The 18,465-nt window shown below is 62.6% G+C and carries 18 protein-coding genes; 3 read left to right on the top strand and 15 right to left on the bottom strand.

The features are described 5' to 3' along the window. Nucleotides 1-10: 10 nt before the first annotated feature. From AC3WK8_RS01935 to AC3WK8_RS01945, 3 genes are all read right to left on the bottom strand, one after another. On the bottom strand, nt 11-1,669 hold the full coding sequence (locus AC3WK8_RS01935; protein WP_053137937.1) for a Na/Pi cotransporter family protein: 1,659 nt from the start codon (nt 1,667-1,669) through the stop codon (nt 11-13). Between the two features lie 224 nt (nt 1,670-1,893). Next, on the bottom strand, nt 1,894-2,658 hold the full coding sequence (locus tag AC3WK8_RS01940) for a TerC family protein (RefSeq protein WP_053137940.1): 765 nt from the start codon (nt 2,656-2,658) through the stop codon (nt 1,894-1,896). Between the two features lie 68 nt (nt 2,659-2,726). Further along, the gene (locus tag AC3WK8_RS01945; protein ID WP_103324437.1) at nt 2,727-4,034 is read right to left on the bottom strand and encodes a CitMHS family transporter; all 1,308 of its coding nucleotides are present in this window, start codon (nt 4,032-4,034) and stop codon (nt 2,727-2,729) included. A gap of 319 nt (nt 4,035-4,353) precedes the next feature. Between AC3WK8_RS01945 and AC3WK8_RS01950 the strand changes: the two genes are divergently transcribed. Then, on the top strand, nt 4,354-4,755 hold the full coding sequence (locus AC3WK8_RS01950; RefSeq protein WP_103324438.1) for a GFA family protein: 402 nt from the start codon (nt 4,354-4,356) through the stop codon (nt 4,753-4,755). Nucleotides 4,756-4,826: 71 nt separating this feature from the next. On the opposite strand, the gene AC3WK8_RS01955 is transcribed toward AC3WK8_RS01950, so the two are convergent. The 12 genes from AC3WK8_RS01955 to AC3WK8_RS02010 form a co-directional block, all read right to left on the bottom strand. Then, nucleotides 4,827-5,201, bottom strand: a complete 375-nt coding sequence (locus AC3WK8_RS01955; RefSeq protein WP_256592255.1) for a DUF2388 domain-containing protein — start codon at nt 5,199-5,201, stop codon at nt 4,827-4,829. Between the two features lie 97 nt (nt 5,202-5,298). Beyond that, nucleotides 5,299-7,260: a DUF7844 domain-containing protein gene (locus AC3WK8_RS01960; protein ID WP_103324439.1), complete on the bottom strand. Its 1,962-nt coding sequence runs from the start codon at nt 7,258-7,260 to the stop codon at nt 5,299-5,301. Then, a complete protein-coding gene (locus AC3WK8_RS01965; protein ID WP_022642733.1) occupies nt 7,257-7,577 on the bottom strand; it encodes a DUF2388 domain-containing protein in 321 nt (106 codons plus the stop codon). The genes AC3WK8_RS01960 and AC3WK8_RS01965 overlap by 4 nt, the downstream gene beginning before the upstream one ends. Nucleotides 7,578-7,603: 26 nt before the next feature. Beyond that, entirely contained in the window at nt 7,604-7,897 is a 294-nt protein-coding gene (locus AC3WK8_RS01970) for a DUF2388 domain-containing protein (protein WP_085594598.1), read from the bottom strand. A gap of 118 nt (nt 7,898-8,015) precedes the next feature. Then, nucleotides 8,016-8,336 carry a DUF2388 domain-containing protein gene (locus AC3WK8_RS01975; protein ID WP_022642735.1) on the bottom strand — a complete coding sequence of 107 codons (321 nt, stop codon included), beginning with the start codon at nt 8,334-8,336 and terminating at the stop codon, nt 8,016-8,018. A 158-nt stretch (nt 8,337-8,494) separates the two neighbouring features. Further along, on the bottom strand, nt 8,495-8,707 hold the full coding sequence (locus tag AC3WK8_RS01980; RefSeq protein ID WP_085593887.1) for a DUF1127 domain-containing protein: 213 nt from the start codon (nt 8,705-8,707) through the stop codon (nt 8,495-8,497). Nucleotides 8,708-8,976: 269 nt separating this feature from the next. Further along, complete coding sequence (locus tag AC3WK8_RS01985) at nt 8,977-9,192, bottom strand: DUF1127 domain-containing protein (protein ID WP_022642737.1); 216 nt, start codon at nt 9,190-9,192, stop codon at nt 8,977-8,979. Between the two features lie 320 nt (nt 9,193-9,512). Further along, nucleotides 9,513-11,006, bottom strand: a complete 1,494-nt coding sequence (scpC, locus tag AC3WK8_RS01990; protein WP_103324441.1) for a succinyl-CoA:acetate CoA-transferase ScpC — start codon at nt 11,004-11,006, stop codon at nt 9,513-9,515. A 179-nt stretch (nt 11,007-11,185) separates the two neighbouring features. Further along, nucleotides 11,186-12,622 (bottom strand): NAD(P)(+) transhydrogenase (Re/Si-specific) subunit beta, encoded by a 1,437-nt coding sequence (locus tag AC3WK8_RS01995; protein ID WP_103324442.1) that lies wholly within the window; start codon nt 12,620-12,622, stop codon nt 11,186-11,188. Continuing rightward, complete coding sequence (locus tag AC3WK8_RS02000; RefSeq protein ID WP_003233786.1) at nt 12,622-12,942, bottom strand: NAD(P) transhydrogenase subunit alpha part 2; 321 nt, start codon at nt 12,940-12,942, stop codon at nt 12,622-12,624. Before AC3WK8_RS02000 ends, AC3WK8_RS01995 begins: the two co-directional genes overlap by 1 nt. A 15-nt stretch (nt 12,943-12,957) precedes the next feature. Continuing rightward, complete coding sequence (locus AC3WK8_RS02005) at nt 12,958-14,079, bottom strand: Re/Si-specific NAD(P)(+) transhydrogenase subunit alpha (protein WP_103324443.1); 1,122 nt, start codon at nt 14,077-14,079, stop codon at nt 12,958-12,960. Between the two features lie 447 nt (nt 14,080-14,526). Next, nucleotides 14,527-15,426: a LysR family transcriptional regulator gene (locus AC3WK8_RS02010; protein ID WP_103324444.1), complete on the bottom strand. Its 900-nt coding sequence runs from the start codon at nt 15,424-15,426 to the stop codon at nt 14,527-14,529. Between the two features lie 157 nt (nt 15,427-15,583). On the opposite strand from AC3WK8_RS02010, the gene AC3WK8_RS02015 reads away from it, so the two are divergent. Then, on the top strand, nt 15,584-16,765 hold the full coding sequence (locus AC3WK8_RS02015; protein ID WP_022642742.1) for an acyl-CoA dehydrogenase: 1,182 nt from the start codon (nt 15,584-15,586) through the stop codon (nt 16,763-16,765). A gap of 13 nt (nt 16,766-16,778) precedes the next feature. After that, complete coding sequence (locus AC3WK8_RS02020; protein ID WP_103324445.1) at nt 16,779-17,999, top strand: CaiB/BaiF CoA transferase family protein; 1,221 nt, start codon at nt 16,779-16,781, stop codon at nt 17,997-17,999. Nucleotides 18,000-18,465 lie beyond the last annotated feature (466 nt).

Raw genomic sequence — 18,465 nt, forward strand, 5'->3', positions numbered from 1 at the left:
CCCTGGACGTTCAGGGCGAGTGGGTGATGTCGCTCATGTCCTCGACTTCCAGGGCCCCGGTATCCGAGGTTTCCAGCACGACATAGGCGCTGCTGCAGAACAGCGAGTTGAGGCGCTTCATGTCGGCGATCAGTTCCAGGTGCAGGGAGCTGGTCTCGATGCTCTGGACGATCTTGCGTTGCAGGCGGCTGACGTGGGCGTGGGCCAGGCGCCGTTCCTGGGCGCGGAAACGGCGCTTCTCGCGCAGCAGTTGCCGGGCGCTTTCCGGATCGGCACTGAGGAACACCGAGAGCCCCAGGCGCAGGTTGGCGATCAGCTGGGCGTGCAGGCCGGTCAGTTCCTCCAGGCCGACCTCGGAGAAGGAACGGCGCTGGGAGGTTTTCTGCTGCTGGACCTTGCGCAGCATGCGCTCGATCAGGTCGCTGGCCAGCTTGAGGTTGATCGCCAGTTCGATGATTTCCGCCCAGCGCCGGCTGTCCTGGTCGCTGAGGTCTTCGCGGGGCATCTGTGCCAGGTACAGCTTGATGGCGCTGTACAGCGCCTCGACGTCGTCGCTCAAGGCCCGCAATTCCTGGGTGATGGCGGTCTGCTTGCCGCGCAATACGTCGCCCATGGCTTCGAGCATGCTGTCCACCAGGTCGCCGATGCGCAGGGTTTCCCGGGCGGCGTTGGCCAGGGCCAGGCTGGGCGTGACCAGGGCAGTGGGGTCCAGGTGGCGCGGCCGTGCCCGGCCATTCTCCTGGGCGCGCTCGGGCAGCAGCCAGGCGCAGAGCCGCGCCATGGGGCCGACGCTGGGCAACAGCAGCAGGCAACGGGCGGTGTTGTAGAGCAGGTGGAAGCCGATCACCACTTCCTGGGCACTGAAATCCAGGCTGTCCATCCAGTGGGCCAGTGGATCGAGGACCGGGATGATCAGCAGCAGGCCGATCAGCTTGTACAGCAAGCTGCCCAGGGCCACCTGGCGCCCGGCGGCGTTCTGCATGCTGGTGCTGAGAAAGGCCAGCACGCCGCTGCCGATGTTGGCCCCGATCACCAGGCCGATGGCCACTGGCAGGCCGATGACCCCGGCTCCGGCCAGGGTGGCGGTGAGCAGCACGGCGGCCAGGCTGGAATAGGAGACCATGGCGAACACCGCGCCCATCAGCGCATCCAGCAGGATGTCGCCGGTCAGCGAGGCGAACAGCACCTTCACCCCCTGGGCATGGGTGATGGGTGCGGCAGCTTCCACGATCAGTTGCAGGGCCAGGATGATCAGGCCCAGGCCGATGCCGACCCGACCCAGCTGGCCGGCGCGGGTCTGCTTGCGCGAGAGGAAGAACATCACCCCGATGAAGATCAGCAGCGGCGAGAGCCACGACAGGTCGAAGGTCAGCACCCGCGCCATCAGGGCGGTACCGACGTCGGCGCCGAGCATGGTGGCCAGGGCCGGGGTCAGGCCCATCAGGCCCTGGCCGACGAAGGAGGTCACCAGCATGGCCGTGGCGTTGCTGCTCTGGACCATGGCCGTTACCAGGATCCCGGCGATGAACGCCAGCGGACGCCGGCTCATGTTCTGGCCGATCACGTGCCGCAGGTTGGAACCGTAGACCCGCAGGATCCCGGTACGCACGATATGCGTGCCCCACACCAGCAGGGCCACGGCGGAAAGCAGATTGAGCAGGGTCAGCATGCACGGCCCCCCTGGGGTGAAGAGCCCCAAGCGGGGCCAATGGACGTTGCTGCGCGCGGTTCTAGGTTATGTATGTAAGCTTTAGTCGGCTAACGCACAGGGCGCCAGCATCGCATAGCTGTTCCGGCGACTGAAACATAACTGTTATGAAAACGTCATGTGCCGGACAAGCAAAAGGGGCCCGAAAGCCCCTTTTTCATTTCAGCGATTCCAGCGCATTCGGTTTATTGACCGGGAATGTCCTTGCGCAGTTTCACTGGATCCACTTGTTTTTTCTTCGCCAGGTTGGTGCGCAACTTGATGTTGATGACTTCCACCGCCAGGGAGAAGGCCATGGCGAAGTACACATAGCCCTTGGGCACATGCACGTCGAAGGCTTCGGCGATCAGTACGGTACCGACCACCAGCAGGAACGACAGCGCGAGCATCTTCAGCGATGGGTGCTTGTCGATGAATTCGCTGATGGTGCCCGAGGCCAGCATCATCACCAGCACCGCGACGACGATCGCCGCCACCATTACCGGCACGTGGGAAACCATGCCCACCGCGGTGATCACCGAGTCTAGAGAGAACACGATGTCGATGATCGCGATCTGGATGATGGTGTAGATGAAGTTGCCGCCCTTGCCCTTGGGTTCGTCGCTGGACTCATCCTCGCCTTCCAGGGCGTGGTACATCTCCTGGGAACTTTTCCACAGCAGGAACAGGCCACCGAAGAACAGGATCAGGTCACGCCCGGAGATACCCTGGCCGAGCACGGTGAACAGGTCGTCGGTCAGGCGCATGACCCAGGTGATCGACAACAGCAGCATGATCCGCGTGATCATCGCCAGGGCCAGGCCGAAGATCCGGGTGCGGGCCTGCATGTGCTTGGGCATGCGGCTGACCAGGATCGAGATCATGATGATGTTGTCGATGCCCAGGACGATCTCCAGGGCCGTCAGGGTGAAGAAGGCAACCCAGATTTCCGGGTTGGTCAGCCATTCCATGTGTGTTCCTTTGAGCGAGGGTTATGGCCCCGTCCGACGATCGGCCAGGGCGAAGAATCTGTGGTCTTTTATAGAGTGCTGAACAGGGGAAATATTCCCATCAGCAAGGCGGCGAGCATTATGCACAGGCAGACCAGCACTGCCCACTTGAGGGTGAAGCGCTGGTGATCGCCGAACTCGATGCCGGCCAGGGCCACCAACAGGTAGGTCGAGGGTACCAGCGGGCTGAGCAGGTGTACGGGCTGGCCGACGATCGACGCGCGAGCCATCTCCACCGCGGTGATGCCGTAGTGGCTGGCGGCCTCGGCCAGTACCGGCAGGACCCCGTAGTAGAAGGCATCGTTGGACATGAAGAAGGTGAACGGCATGCTCACCAGGGCGGTGATGACCGCGAGGTAAGGGCCCAGGGCCTCGGGGATCACCGCCAGCAGGCTCTTGGACATGGCGTCGACCATGCCGGTGCCGGACAGGATGCCGGTGAAGATCCCCGCAGCGAAGATCAGCCCGACCACCGCCAGCACGCTGCCGGCGTGGGCCGCGACCCGGTCCTTCTGCTGCTGCAGGCAGGGATAGTTGACGATCATGGCGATGCTGAACGCCACCATGAACAGCACGGGCAGGGGCAGCAGGCCGGCGATCAGCGCGCACATCAGGGCGAAGGTCAGGGCACCGTTGAACCAGATCAGCTTCGGCCGGCGGGCGTCGGGGAACTGCGAGACGCTGATCTCGCTATGGTCCAGCTCGTCGCCGACCAGGTGCAGTTCGCCCAGGCGGGCGCGCTCGCGCTTGCCGTACAGGTAGGCGATGGCCAGGATCGCCACCACGCCTGCCAGCATCGCCGGGATCATCGGCACGAATATATCCGAAGGGTCCACGTGCAGCGCACTGGCGGCGCGGGCAGTGGGACCGCCCCAGGGCGTCATGTTCATCACGCCGCCGGCGAGGATGATCAGGCCGGCCATGATCCGCGGACTCATGCCGATGCGGCTGTACAGCGGCAGCATGGCGGCCACGCAGATCATGTAGGTGGTGGCGCCGTCACCGTCCAGCGATACCACCAGTGCCAGCACCGCGGTGCCTACCGAGACCTTCAGCGGGTCGCCCTTGACCAGCTTGAGGATCTTGCGCACTGCAGGGTCGAACAACCCGGAGTCGATCATCAGGGCGAAGTACAGGATGGCGAACATCAGCATCACGCCGGTGGGGGCCAGCTTGGTGATGCCTTCGAGCATCATCGGGCCGATCTTCGGCGCGAAGCCACCGAACAGGGCGAACAGGATCGGCACGATGATCAGGGCGATCAGCGCCGACAGGCGCTTGGTCATGATCAGGAACATGAACGTGATGACCATGGCGAAGCCAAGGAAAGTCAGCATGGGAATACTCCAGGCGTAGCGCGGCTAGGGAATGTCGGACCGGGTGGGTTCAGCGCGGGACGGCAAGCACGAGGCGTACGGGAGTGGGGATAGCGAACAGGCGGGTACGAGCGGACATCAGAATCACCATTGTTGTTGTTAATTGGACCGGGAGCGCCTGAGCGCCCACTGTGGCCAGCCGGTCTGTCGCCGGCAGTGGGGGGCGATGCTAATGGGGCAAGCTTTCAGCCAGCTTTCGCCGGAGAAAGGAAGTCGCGGCTGTGGCAATGCCCGACAGGCGGCATACAGTGAAGGACTTCAAGGCAAAGGAGGCAGGGACATGGACCCATTGCACAGCGGGGGCTGCCATTGCGGCCGGGTGCGTTATCAATTCAGCGGGCCGTTGCAGGATATCGCCCACTGCCATTGTTCGATCTGTCGTCGGGTCAGCGGCGGCTTGGTCACGACCTGGATCACCCTGCCCGCCTCGGCTTTCAGGTGGCTGGCGGGCAACCCTGCCCGCTATGACTCGTCCGCCAGTTGCGCCCGGTATTTCTGCGGTGATTGCGGGGCGCACCTGGCGCTCATCACCCGGCTGAGCCCGGACAGCATCGACGTCACCATCGCCACCCTGGATCATCCGGAGCAGGCCCCGGCGCAGCGGCATATCTGGACCGACAGCCGCCTGCCCTGGCTGCACCTGGACGAGCAGTTGCTAGGTGAGGCGCAAGAGACGTTATAGGGCCTTGGGCACTCTCTCCAATCGAGGAGAAGGTTCCTGGCAAGGTTCGGACAGGTCCGTCCTTGGGGGCTTCAGTGGGTGGAAGCCAGGATGGCGCAAGCCAGGGCAAGATCATCGTAGTGATCCAGGTTGCCCTTCTGACGCAGCATCAGCAGGGCAGATTCCAGCAGCGCCCCACGAACGGCGGTGTCGGTGGCGACAAAGGCCGCGGCGTCATCGCGGGCCAGCAGCAGTCGCTTCTGATCTCTGTCACTCAGTTCGTTGAATGTCACTGTGGTGCCGATAAATGGGCCGGTTGTGGTGAGGGCTCCCCAGAACACCGTGGCCATGCCAGGCTCTGTATCGAAGTCGGGGACTACCTTGATGGCTTGGGCAGGGGTGCTAAGTGCCAGGGTGCCTAGAATGCTGAAGCCTAAACGCGCGGCGATAGTCTTGGGGCTTTTCATGGTGACATGCATCCTGTAGCCGTAGGTGTGGACCTGCTGCAAACGAGGTGCTTTCTGGCGGCTAGCAGGCACAAAGCACCGAATGTGGATCAGGGAGTCAAGGCAGTTCCAGGCCGCCTGCGGCCTTGTGCAGCGCCCGCAGGTGTTCGCCCACCTGCTTGAGGTTGGCTTCGTTGGCGGCGATCTCGGCAGCGCGGGCTGGTTCCAGCAAGGCCCGCACTTCCTTGTCCAGGTCGCCGGTCAGGGATTGCAACTGCTTCTGCCGCTGGCTGCTCTCGGCCTCCAGGCGCTGCCATTCTCCAGGTTGCGGCAAGCCATAGCCGCTGCTACCCAGTAGCTCCGCCGGGCGGCTGAGAAAACCGCTGTTGGCGAGAATCTGCTGCAGGGTCTGGTTGGCCTTCTCCATGCCGCCATTCTTCAGCTCGCGGGCGCCCAGGTAACGTTGCTTGACCTCGTCCTGGGCCAGCAACAGCTGGCGGCGAAAGCTCGCCTGCTCCAGGAGCAGCAAGGCGGCGCTGGTACGCAGGTCGGCCTGGGCGAACCACTGGCGGCGTTGCTCGGCGCTCAGTGACAGCCAGTCCTCGACGTTGGCCTGCTTGATCGGCAGGTTCTTCCTGATGACCTCGAACATCGCCTGGTAGCGATCGCGGAACGAGTCGAAGCGATAACCCAGGCGCAGGGCCTCGCGGGGATCGTCGAGCACGCTGGTATCGGCCAGTCCCCTGCCCTTGAGCACTTCCAGCAGGCCATTGGGCATGATGCTGTCCAGGCCGACCAGTTGCTTGTTGTTGCTGCCGCTGCGCAGCAGCTTGAGGCTCTCCACGGCGCAGTTGTTGGACAGGAAGTAATAGTTGCCGTCGTAGCTCCAGTGCATCTCGGCGGCGTGTTCCACCACTTCCTCGATCTCGTTGCGCGAGAGTTTCAAGGGCACCGAGGCCAGGCTGCGCAGCTCGGTCTTGGTGTATTCGTCGATCACCTGGGCCAGCGGCAGGATGAACAGCCGCGACGGGTACTTGCCCACCAGCCCATCCCAGCTGGAGAGCTGCACGTCGCCGACGAAGGCGCGATAGGACAGCACCAGGTGCTGGTCCAGGTCCAGTCGGCAGTCTGGTCCACGGGGCCGGCCCGGGGCACAGATCACCAGGCGCAGCATGCTGTGGCCCCAGCGACTGACCCAGTTCTGGTTGGCTTCGGCCAGCAGGTAGTCCACCGCGTAGACCCGCTCCGGGTCGACCTTCCCCAGGGGCGTCTTGGCGAAGTCGTTGCCGGCATTGAGGAAGGCGAAGGACTTGGCGCAGGTGTCCTTGGCAGCGGGCGCCCAGCCGAAATGTTCCTGGTAGTAGCGGTAGAGCGCCGGACGCCGGCAAGCGTAGCTCGGGTCCAGGAGGAAGTACTCCATGTTCACCGCGACGAACTCTTTGGGGTTGGTCGTCTCGTAGAGGTCGGGGCTGCGGGCGATCTGGCGGTTGTGCTGCTCGCGCTCCCCGCGCCGGCCGACGTACTGCTGCCAGCCGGCCAGGTCCAGCAGGCGTGGGTCGTCGCTCAGGGTGAAGCGGCGATCGTTCTGGCCACGGCAGGCGTCCGGCAGGCCTACCAGGCCGGTGGTGCCGTTGTTGCGGGTGCAGCGCTGGATCAGGCTGCGTTCGGCGCTGGGCCAGAGGCGCGCACGATCATAGATATGGGTCAGCTCATGGAGCACGGTGGCGAGCATTTCCCGGCGCACGGTGCCATGGGGGCGGCTGGTTTTCTGGGTGGCGGCGGAACCGTCGGCAAGGCTCGGCAACAGTGCGCGGTTGAGGTCCAGCTCCGCTACCAGGGAGGCTTCACCGTAGGCGTTGTCGGGCATGCGATCGGTCCAGCCGACGGCGATGGTGCGATCCAGCTGCTGGATGAAGCGTGGCGGCAATGCCTGCATCGCTTCGTCCAGCAGGGCCTGGCTGGCTTGTTGTTGCTGCGGGGTCAGGCCATCGGTCTTCAGGCGCAGCTTGAGGTCGGCCTGGGCGGTGCCGCAGAGCAAGCCCAGGGTCGTTGCCAGCAGCCAGGCGCGCAGCGGCTTCACAGGGCGAGGATGGCTTCGGCCAGTACCTGGTCGCTGGCATCGCGGGCTTCCGGTACGCGGGCCCGCAGGGTGTCGAAGGCGGCTTCCAGCTGGGCGCCACGGATATCGCCGTTGCTGGCGACGAAGCTGGCGGCGTCGTCATGGGCTTCGCGCACGAGCTTGGAGTCACGGATCGAGGTGGTGGTGTCCGAGGTGAAATCGATGGTGCGACCGAAGGCGCGGACGATGATGTTACTGGTGGCCACCAGGGTGTGTGCCTGGGCCACGTCGGCCAACAACAACAGGCCGAGGGTGGCGGCAATCAGCGGGCTACGCATGGGATGACTCCGGGGGTACGGGATAGCTATTGGACGAGAATTGCCTGCGCCAGTTCAAGGTCGCCGGCATGCAATTTCGCCGGGGCTGCGCGCAGGTATTTCAGCGCGGATTCCAGGCGGGCGCCACGCAGTTGGCCGTCGGTTGCAACGAAGGCAGCGGCATCATCCTGGGCGGCGAGTAGCAGTTTATGGTCGAAGGGCGCGGAGGTCACCTGGCTTGTGGCGTAGACGCTGACGACCGAGCCTTGGGTGATCACGTCGAACGCCTGGGCCGGGTTGGCCCAACAGATCAGGAGCAGTACTGGAGCGGAAAAGGCAATGCGAAACAAACCTGTGGATCCCGGTAGCTGAAAACCAGCGCAAAGGCTAGCGCAACGGGGCGCCAAGGACCAGCGCAGAGCGGTTCAGGTGCGCTGGGGCACCTGAACCGGGCACATCTCAGATCGCCAGGATGGCTTGGGCCAACTGGGTATCGGTGGCCTGCTGCAGCTGTGGCGCTTGCTGGCGGATGTGGGCGAAGGCGCTTTCCAGCTTCACCCCGCGAATGGCGCCATCGGTGGCGACGAAGCTGGCGGCGTCGTCCCGGGCGGCGCGAACGATCTTGTTGTCACGCAGTGAGGAGGTGGCGTCGGAGGTGGCATCCGAGGTGGCCTTGAGCGCACCGACAATGGCGTCGGTGGTAACGATCAGGCTGCTGGCGTGGGCGTTGGCGGCCAGGGCCAGCAGGGCTGCGGCGCTAAGCAGGCGGAGACGAGGCATGGGTAACTCCTGTGGATGAACAGACAATGAAAGGCGCTGAGTGATACGCCGGGCAGCCACTGCAAGGTGCTGTGTCCGATTGCTCTGACGCAGCACGGGAGGAACTAGCCACGTCATGCCCGATATTAGGCCTCGTCGTTGCGTTCGCCCAGAGCTGTTCAGGTTCGCCAGAACGGTTTGTGCAGCTCCGCTGCCCTGTCGCAGTGGCTGATGCCGCTGTCCGCCAGTTGACGCTCGTCCAACTGGGCCAGGAGCTTGCGGGTCCTGGCCCGTTCGCCCATGCGCGCGATGGCGCTCAACCAGGCGTACCAGGGATGCGGGCCCTTGGCGGGTTGTGGGTGGCTGTCGGTCGAATGGGTTGGCGAGTCCATGATGCGTTCCTCGATGAGGCGTCTAGCCCGTGGTTTGGAAGCTTCATCATGCGAGGAGCGAATGGTCCCTGGCAGATACACCAGTGTTAAATTGTACTGGTGCAATTGTTGTTTATTTAAAACTGTACCTATTCCGGTTTGCCTGGCTGTATTCCAGGTTCCCGCGGCCATGAAGCACAAGACCCGCCGCGGTTTCCCGCGGCGGGTCTTGTTTATGCGATTCGGGGTGCTGGCGGTGGACCCGGTGGGTCAGGGCCAGCGACGCTGAGTTAGCGCCAGAACGGCTTGCTCAGCTCTTCGTAGCGTTGCGCTTCGCTGATCCCGGCATCGGCCAGCAGACGCGAGTCCAGGCGAGCCAGTTGATGGCGGCTGGAGATGCGGCGCTGCCACAGCATCAGGTTGGCGAGAACGCGCAGAGGCAGGGAAGCCTGGGATTTAACAGCCTTGTCTTCGAAAAACAGTTCGGAACTGAGTGTACGTTCCATGGTTGACATCCTTCCGCTTGTGGCGGGATCAGGTAGTGGTTTAACTGGTGCCCATGATCCTCTTCCGGCGCAAGACTCTGTAGATACAGTTCACCTGTATTGTGAAAGACCAGTTAACTGTTTATAGGGGCTGTACTGTTCCGAAATGGCGCAACTGTACCTGTCAGCACCTTTTTGGTGCATTTCGTGGGTTTTTGATCGATGAAGGGCGATTTCAGGCGGGGAAAAGACCGGTACAGCAGTACAGTTTTTGTAACTGGTTGGCGACGGAGCCGGCGGACTGACGCAACTGTGCTTGCGTCAGCCGCCGGCTGTATTCATCACTCGGCGAGCATTTTCCCGGTTTCTTCCAGGTTGATGTGCCAGCTCAGGGCTTCACGCAGGATGTGCGGGGTGTGGCCACCCAGGGCGCAGGCCTTGGTGAAGTAATCGTTGAGGGCGTCGCGGTAGGACGGATGCACGCAGTTGTCGATGATCACCCGTGCCCGTTCCCGTGGCGCCAGGCCACGCAGGTCGGCCAGGCCGATCTCGGTGACGAGGATGTCGACGTCGTGCTCGGTGTGGTCCACATGGCTGACCATGGGTACCACGCTGGAAATCGCGCCACCCTTGGCGATCGACTTGGTGACGAAGATCGCCAGGTGCGCGTTACGGGCGAAGTCACCCGAGCCGCCGATGCCGTTCATCATCTTGGTGCCGCAGACGTGGGTGGAGTTGACGTTGCCGTAGATGTCGAACTCCAGCGCAGTGTTGATACCGATGATGCCCAGGCGCCGCACCACCTCGGGGTGGTTGGAGATCTCCTGCGGGCGCAGCACCAGCTTGTCCTTGTAGCGCTCCAGGTTGCCGAACACATCGGCGTTGCGCCGGCTCGACAGGGTGATGGAGCTGCCCGAGGCGAAGCTCAGCTTGCCGGCGTCGATCAGGTCGAAGGTCGAGTCCTGCAGCACTTCGGAGTACATGGTCAGGTTTTCGAAGGGCGACTCGATCAGGCCGCACATCACCGCGTTGGCGATGTTGCCGATGCCGGCCTGCAGCGGGCCGAGCTTGTTGCTCATGCGCCCGGCCTCCACTTCCCGCTTGAGGAAGTCGATCAGGTGGTTGGCGATGCCCTGGGTCTCGCTGTCCGGGGTCGAGACGGTGGACGGCGAGTCGGGCTGGTCGGTGATGACGATGGCGGCGATCTTATCCGCCGGGATCGGGATGGCGGTGCTGCCGATGCGGTCGTCGACCTTCACCAGCGGGATCGGCGTACGGGTTGGGCGATAGGTCGGGATATAGATGTCGTGCAGCCCTTCCAGGTTCGGGTTGTGCGCCATGTTGATCTCGACGATCACTTGCTTGGCGAAGATCGCGAAGCTGGCGGAGTTGCCCACCGAGGTGGTCGGCACGATATGCCCCTGCTCAGTGATGGTCACCGCCTCGATCACGGCGATGTCCGGCAGCTTGAGCTGCTGGTTGCGCAGTTGTTCGACGGTTTCCGACAGGTGCTGGTCGATGAACATCACCTTGCCGGCGTTGATCGCCTTGCGCAGGGTGCTGTCCACCTGGAACGGCATGCGCCGGGCCAGCACGCCGGCCTCGGTCAGTTCCTTGTCCAGGTCGTTGCCCAGGCTGGCGCCGGTCATCAGGCTGATTTTAAGCGGTGACACCTTGGCCCGTTCGGCCAGGGCATGGGGCACGGCCTTGGCTTCACCGGCGCGGGTGAAGCCGCTCATGCCGACGGTCATGCCGTCCTCAATCAGAGCGGCAGCGTCTGCGGCGCTCATCACCTTATCCAACAACGAAGGCAAGCGGATACGATCACGGTACATGGATTGTTATCTCGGGCAACGAAAGCAAGAAGCGCAGTCTAGTGATTTCCAGAAAAAACGCCCCGCGACAAAGGTCGAATGAAAGGCCCTGTCCTAGAGCCTTCCGTCGGCTTTCTGGAGTAAATAAAAAACCCCAGCCTACTAAAGGCTGAGGTCTTGGGTATTGCGCTACGGCAGGATTATTCGACGGCCTTGACCATGTCCTCGATGACTTTCTTGGCGTCGCCGAAGACCATCATGGTCTTGTCCAGGTAAAACAGTTCGTTGTCCAGGCCGGCATAACCGCTGGCCATGGAGCGCTTGTTGACGATGATGGTCTTGGCCTTGAAGGCCTCGAGGATCGGCATGCCGGCGATAGGCGACTTCGGATCGTTCTTCGCCGCCGGGTTGACCACGTCGTTGGCGCCGAGCACCAGTACCACGTCGGCCTGGCCGAACTCGGAGTTGATGTCTTCCATCTCGAACACCTGGTCGTACGGCACTTCGGCCTCGGCCAGCAGCACGTTCATATGGCCAGGCATGCGCCCTGCCACCGGGTGGATCGCGTACTTCACGGTCACGCCACGATGGACCAGTTTCTCGGTGAGTTCCTTCAATGCGTGCTGGGCGCGTGCCACCGCCAGGCCGTAGCCGGGCACGATGATCACGGTGTCGGCGTTGGTCAGCAGGAAGGTCGCGTCGTCGGCCGAGCCGGACTTCACCGGACGGGCCTCCTGGGCGCCTGCCGGACCACCGGCATCGGCGCTGTTGCCGAAACCGCCGAGCAGCACGTTGAAGAACGAGCGGTTCATCGCCTTGCACATGATGTAGGAGAGGATCGCGCCGCTGGAGCCCACCAGGGAGCCGGCGATGATCAGCATCGAGTTGTTCAGCGAGAAGCCGATGCCCGCCGCCGCCCAGCCCGAGTAGCTGTTGAGCATCGACACCACCACCGGCATGTCGGCGCCGCCGATGGGGATGATGATCAGCACGCCCATGATGAAGGCCAGGGCCAGCATCAGGGCGAAGGCGCCCAGGTTGCCGGTGACCATGAAGGTGATGCCCAGGCCCAGGGTAGCCAGGCCCAGTACCAGGTTCAGCTTGTGCTGGCCGGCGAACTGTACCGGTGCGCCCTGGAACAGGCGGAACTTGTACTTGCCCGACAGCTTGCCAAAGGCGATCACCGAACCGGAGAAGGTGATGGCACCGATGGCCGCGCCGAGGAACAGCTCCAGGCGGTTGCCGGTGGGGATCGAGTCGCCCAGTTGCTTGACGATGCCCAGGGACTGCGGCTCGACCACGGCGGCGATGGCGATGAACACCGCGGCCAGGCCGATCATGCTGTGCATGAAGGCCACGAGCTCAGGCATCTTGGTCATTTCGACGCGCTTGGCCATGATCGAACCGGCGGTGCCGCCGATCAGCAGGCCGACGATCACATAGCCGATGCCGGCGGTGGCGAGGTCGGCGCCGAGCTTGTAGATCAGGCCGACGGTGGTCAGTACCGCCAGGGCCATGCCCAGCATGCCGAACAGGTTGCCGCGGCGCGATGTAGTCGGGTGCGAAAGGCCCTTGAGCGCCTGGATGAAGCACACCGAGGCGATCAGGTAGAGGGTGGTTACCAGGTTCATGCTCATTATTTCTGCACCTCTTCTTTGGCTTTGGGCGCTTTCTTCTTGAACATTTCCAGCATGCGGCGGGTGACCAGGAAGCCACCGAACACGTTGACCGCGGCCAGGGCCACGGCCAGGGTGCCCATGGTCTTGCCCAGCGGGGTCACGGTCAGGGCGGCGGCCAGCATGGCGCCGACGATGACGATCGCGGAAATGGCGTTGGTCACCGCCATCAGCGGCGTGTGCAGTGCGGGTGTGACGTTCCAGACCACGTGGTAACCGACATAGATCGCCAGCACGAAGATGATCAGGTTGTAGATACCGGGGGAGATGAGCTCTTCCATCGTCTGAATCCCTGCTTAGGCGTTTTTGCGGATGACTTGGCCGTCGCGGCACATCAGGCACGCGGCGACGATGTCGTCTTCGAGGTTGACGTCGAACTGCCCTTCTTTGGTGAAGACAAGCTTCAGGAAGTCCAGCAGGTTGCGGGCATACAGGGCCGACGCGTCGGCAGCTACTGCGCCGGCGAGGTTGGTCGGGCCGACGATGGTCACGCCATGCTCGATCACTACCTGGTCAGCCACGGTCAGCGGGCAGTTGCCGCCCTGGGCGGCGGCCAGGTCGATGACCACCGAGCCGGGCTTCATCTGGGCCACGGTATCGGCGCTCAGCAGTGTCGGCGCCTTGCGGCCCGGGATCAGCGCGGTGGTGATGACGATATCGGCCTGCTTGGCGCGTTCGTGCACGGCCAGGGCCTGGCGCTGCATCCAACTGGCTGGCATCGGGCGAGCGTAGCCACCAACGCCTTCGGCACATTCGCGCTCTTCATCGGTTTCGTAGGGCACGTCGACGAACTTGGCACCCAGGGACTCGATCTGCTCCTTCACCGCCGGGCGTACGTCGGAAGCCTCGATCACCGCACCCAGGCGCTTGGCCGTGGCGATGGCCTGCAGGCCAGCCACGCCGGCGCCGAGGATCAGCACACGGGCGGCCTTCACGGTACCGGCGGCGGTCATCAGCATCGGCATGAAGCGCGGGTAATAGTGGGCTGCCAGCAACACTGCCTTGTAGCCGGCGATGTTGGCCTGGGACGACAGCACGTCCAGGCTCTGGGCCCGGGAGGTGCGCGGCGCGGCTTCCAGGGCGAAGGCGGTGATCCCGCGCTCGGCCAGCTTGGCAATGGTTTCATTGCTGAACGGGTTGAGCATGCCCACCAGGACGGTCCCGCTCTTGATCAGGGCCAGTTCACTGTCGTTGGGAGCCACGACCTTGAGGATCAGCTCGGCGCCGAAGGCATCGTTGGCGCTGCCAATGGTTGCCCCTGCCGCTTCGTAGGCACTGTCCACTACGCTGGCATTGATGCCGGCGCCGCTTTGCACGGTGACCTTATGACCCTGGCCGATCAGCTTCTTGATGGTTTCCGGGGTTGCAGCAACCCGTGTTTCACCCGTCTGGGTTTCGAGAGGAACACCAATGTGCACGTCAAATCTCCTGCTTGATCTTATTGCTTGCGATCTTTCTTAGAAGGCCAGCGCACTACGCAGGGGCGCTGGGGCGGCCGATCAGCACGATCCCGCTGAAATCACAGCGGGGCGCGGCATTTTGCAGGCGAACTTTGAGGCCTTCAAGGAATTCTGACTAGTGACGGAAAATTAACTACAAGTCACCCCGTGACCGAATGTCGCAACCATCAGGGGTAAAGCCTTGCAGGCTGTGGCTTTCAAGGCTTTTACCGCAAATTTAAGTTTTTTCGCATCGGTGACATGAATGCTCACACATTGCCTGCCAATAAACCCTACAACCCGCGTGGTTAGCTGCTTGGAGAAGGTTTTTGCTAGGTGTCGGTACAGTCTGCCTAAATGCGACAAATAGTTATATCTGTAGTGTTTTGGTTTTTCTGACTACGTGGTCAATTATGGCTGGAGGCCTCAGTTTTCCAAGGTGTAGCTGTGTGCCTGGCGTACCAGCCAATCGCGAAATGCCCGCAGCGAGGCTGACTCGACCTTCCGCTCGGGAATCATCAGGTAATACGCCTTGATGCTCGACAAGGCCTTGGGGTTGGCAATTACCAGGCGCTTCTCCGCCAGTTCACGCTGGATCAGGAACGGCGGGATCAAGGCGATGCCCATGTCGTGCATGGCGGCCTGGGCGAGCATTGAGAATAGCTCGTAGCGTGGGCCTGTCATGTCGCGGGGGATGTTCAACTGCTGGGAGTTGAACCATTGGCGCCAGGCGTAGGGCCGGGTGGTCTGCTGTAGCAGGGGCAGCTCGGCAATGGCTTCGGGGGATAACTGTTGAAGTTCGCCCAGCATGGCCGGGCTGCATACCGGCATGGGGTGTTCGTCCATCAAACGGTGGGACTGGGTGCCGGACCAGTCGGCATCGCCGAAGTAGATGGCAGCGTCGAAGGGAGTATCGGCGAACAGGAATGGCCGGGTGCGGTTGGTCAGGTTGACGGTGACGTCCGGGTGCCGTTGCTGGAAGTCCTTGAGGCGTGGCAGCAGCCACTGGGTGCCGAAGGTCGGGACCACGGCCAGTTCGATGACGTTGGCGCCCTGCTGCCCCATCACCGATAGCGTGTCGCGTTCCACCGCATCCAGCTGGGTGGCAACCCGGCGACTATAGGACAGGCCGGCCTCGGTCAGCTTGACCCCGCGTCGGGAGCGGCGGAACAGCTCGACGCCGAGGAACTCCTCCAGGCTGGCGATCTGTCGACACACCGCGCCCTGGGTCAGGGAAAGTTCCAGGGCGGCCTTGGTGAAGCTCTCGTGACGGGCGGCGGCTTCGAAGCTGATGAGCGCGGCGGTGCTGGGAATTTTTCTGCGCATGTACGGCAATCTCACTAATGAATGCTGTAAATGGCACTTGAAGCCATTTCGAAGTGAGAAATTAGCACAACAGTATGCGAAATCCTCGTTTGCCCGGGGCGACGACCAAGCCTAGGATCAATCCACGATAGTTGGCCTACTTCACGAGGACTCTCCCATGGGCGGCAAAGCAAGCTTCAACTGGATCGATCCCCTTCTGCTGGATCAGCAACTGACCGAAGAAGAGCGCATGGTGCGCGACAGCGCCGAGCAGTTTGCCCAGGGCAAGCTGATGCCGCGGGTCCTGGAGGCTTTCCGCCATGAGCAGACCGATCCGGCGATCTTCCGCGAGATGGGTGAAGTAGGCCTGCTGGGCGCGACAATTCCCGAGCAATACGGCGGCAGTGGCCTGAACTATGTGTGCTACGGCCTGATCGCCCGTGAAGTGGAGCGCGTGGATTCCGGTTACCGCTCGATGATGAGCGTGCAGTCGTCCCTGGTGATGGTGCCGATCAACGAATTCGGCACCGAGGCGCAAAAGCAGAAGTACCTGCCGAAGCTGGCTTCTGGCGAGTGGATCGGCTGCTTCGGCTTGACCGAGCCCAACCATGGTTCCGACCCGGGCGCCATGGTGACCCGTGCGCGCAAGGTGGATGGCGGCTACAGCCTGACCGGCAGCAAGATGTGGATCACCAACAGCCCGATCGCCGATGTGTTCGTGGTCTGGGCCAAGGACGACGCTGGCGATATCCGTGGCTTTGTCCTGGAGAAAGGCTGGAAGGGCCTGAGCGCTCCGGCTATCCACGGCAAGGTCGGCCTGCGGGCGTCGATCACCGGTGAGATCGTCATGGACAACGTGTTCGTGCCGGAAGAGAACATCTTCCCTGATGTGCGCGGCCTCAAAGGTCCGTTCACCTGCCTGAACTCGGCGCGCTACGGCATTTCCTGGGGCGCCCTGGGTGCCGCCGAGTTCTGCTGGCACACCGCTCGCCAGTACACCCTCGATCGCCAGCAGTTCGGCCGTCCCCTGGCGGCGACCCAGCTGATCCAGAAGAAGCTGGCGGACATGCAGACCGAGATCACCCTCGCCCTGCAAGGCTGCCTGCGCCTGGGCCGGATGAAGGATGAAGGCACCGCGGCAGTGGAAATCACTTCGATCATGAAGCGCAACTCCTGCGGCAAGTCCCTGGAGATTGCCCGCATGGCCCGCGACATGCTGGGCGGCAACGGTATTTCCGATGAGTTCGGCATCGCCCGTCACCTGGTGAACCTGGAGGTGGTCAACACCTATGAAGGCACCCATGACGTGCATGCGCTGATCCTGGGGCGCGCACAGACCGGTATCCAGGCGTTCTATTAATAGGAGAGCGGCCATGGGCGCGTTATCGCATCTGCGGGTACTGGATTTATCGCGGGTCCTGGCCGGGCCATGGTCCGGCCAGATCCTGGCGGACCTGGGGGCGGAGGTCATCAAGGTCGAGCGTCCGGGCAACGGTGACGATACCCGTGCCTGGGGCCCGCCCTTCTTGAAGGACGCTTATGGCGAGAACACCACGGAGGCCGCCTATTACCTGTCGGCCAACCGTAACAAGCAATCGGTGACCATCGACTTCACCCGTCCGGAGGGCCAGCAACTGGTGCGCGAACTGGCGGCCAAGTCGGACATCGTCATCGAGAACTTCAAGGTGGGCGGCCTGGCGGCCTATGGCCTGGACTATGAGTCGCTGAAGGCGGTCAATCCGCGCCTGATCTATTGCTCGATCACCGGGTTCGGCCAGACGGGGCCTTATGCCAAGCGGGCGGGTTATGACTTCATGATCCAGGGGTTGGGTGGGCTGATGAGCCTGACTGGCCGGCCCGAAGGTGAAGAAGGTGCCGGGCCGGTGAAGGTCGGCGTGGCCTTGACCGACATCCTGACGGGGCTCTATTCGACGGTGGCGATCCTGGCGGCCCTGGCTCACCGGGACCAGGGCGGCAGCGGGCAGCATATCGACATGGCACTGCTGGATGTCCAGGTCGCGTGCCTGGCGAACCAGGCGATGAACTACCTGACGACGGGAGTCGCGCCCAAGCGCCTGGGTAATGCCCATCCTAATATAGTGCCCTATCAGGATTTTCCGACGGCGGATGGCGACTTCATCCTTACCGTGGGTAATGACGGGCAGTTTCGCAAGTTTGCCGAAGTGGCGGGCCAGCCGCAGTGGGCGGATGACCCTCGGTTCGTCACCAACAAGCTGCGGGTGGCCAATCGTGCGGTGCTGATTCCTCTGATCCGCCAGGCGACGGTATTCAAGACTACGGCGCAGTGGGTCAGCCAGCTGGAGCAGGCTGGGGTGCCGTGTGGGCCGATCAACGACCTGTCCCAGGTGTTTGCCGATCCGCAGGTGGTGTCCCGTGGCTTGGCCGTGGAGTTGCCGCATGCCTTGGCGGGGATGGTGCCCCAGGTGGCCAGTCCGATTCGTCTTTCTGAGACGCCGGTTGAATATCGTCAGGCCCCTCCTCTGTTGGGTGAGCATACGCAGCAAGTTCTGCAGTGCGTGCTGGGCATGCAGGCCGAGGCCGTGGATAGCTTGAAGCGGTCGGGAGTGTTGTAGGGCCTTCCTTCTTATATATAGAGAAGCGCTTTGCGTTCCATGTAACGCTGCCCGGGACAGTCTTTTAAGGCGTTCCGGGCGTTATTCATGGAAAACTGAAAATAAGTGTTGACGGCAGATTCTACAGGTCTATAATTCGCCCCACTTCCGGCGCAGTCGAAACGGAAAACTCCTTTAGATTCAACGAGTTACGAAGATTTCGACAGCGGTCACGCTTCAGTTCATCGAAGCCCGAAAGGAGCTGATAAGGCAGCGAAAGTGGCCTTGTTAGCGTTTCGATCCTCTCGGTCGAAAGCGGTTAAAAAGAGGTGTTGACAGCAGCGTGTAACGCTGTAGAATTCGCCTCCCGCTAACGAGAGATCGGAAGCGCAAGTGGTTGAAGTTACAAAGGAAACTTTGAAAACTTCTTAAAAAAATCACTTGACAGCAAGTGAGGCTGCTGTAGAATGCGCGCCTCGGTTGAGAC

The sequence above is a fragment of the Pseudomonas sp. FW507-12TSA genome, from assembly GCF_058781435.1.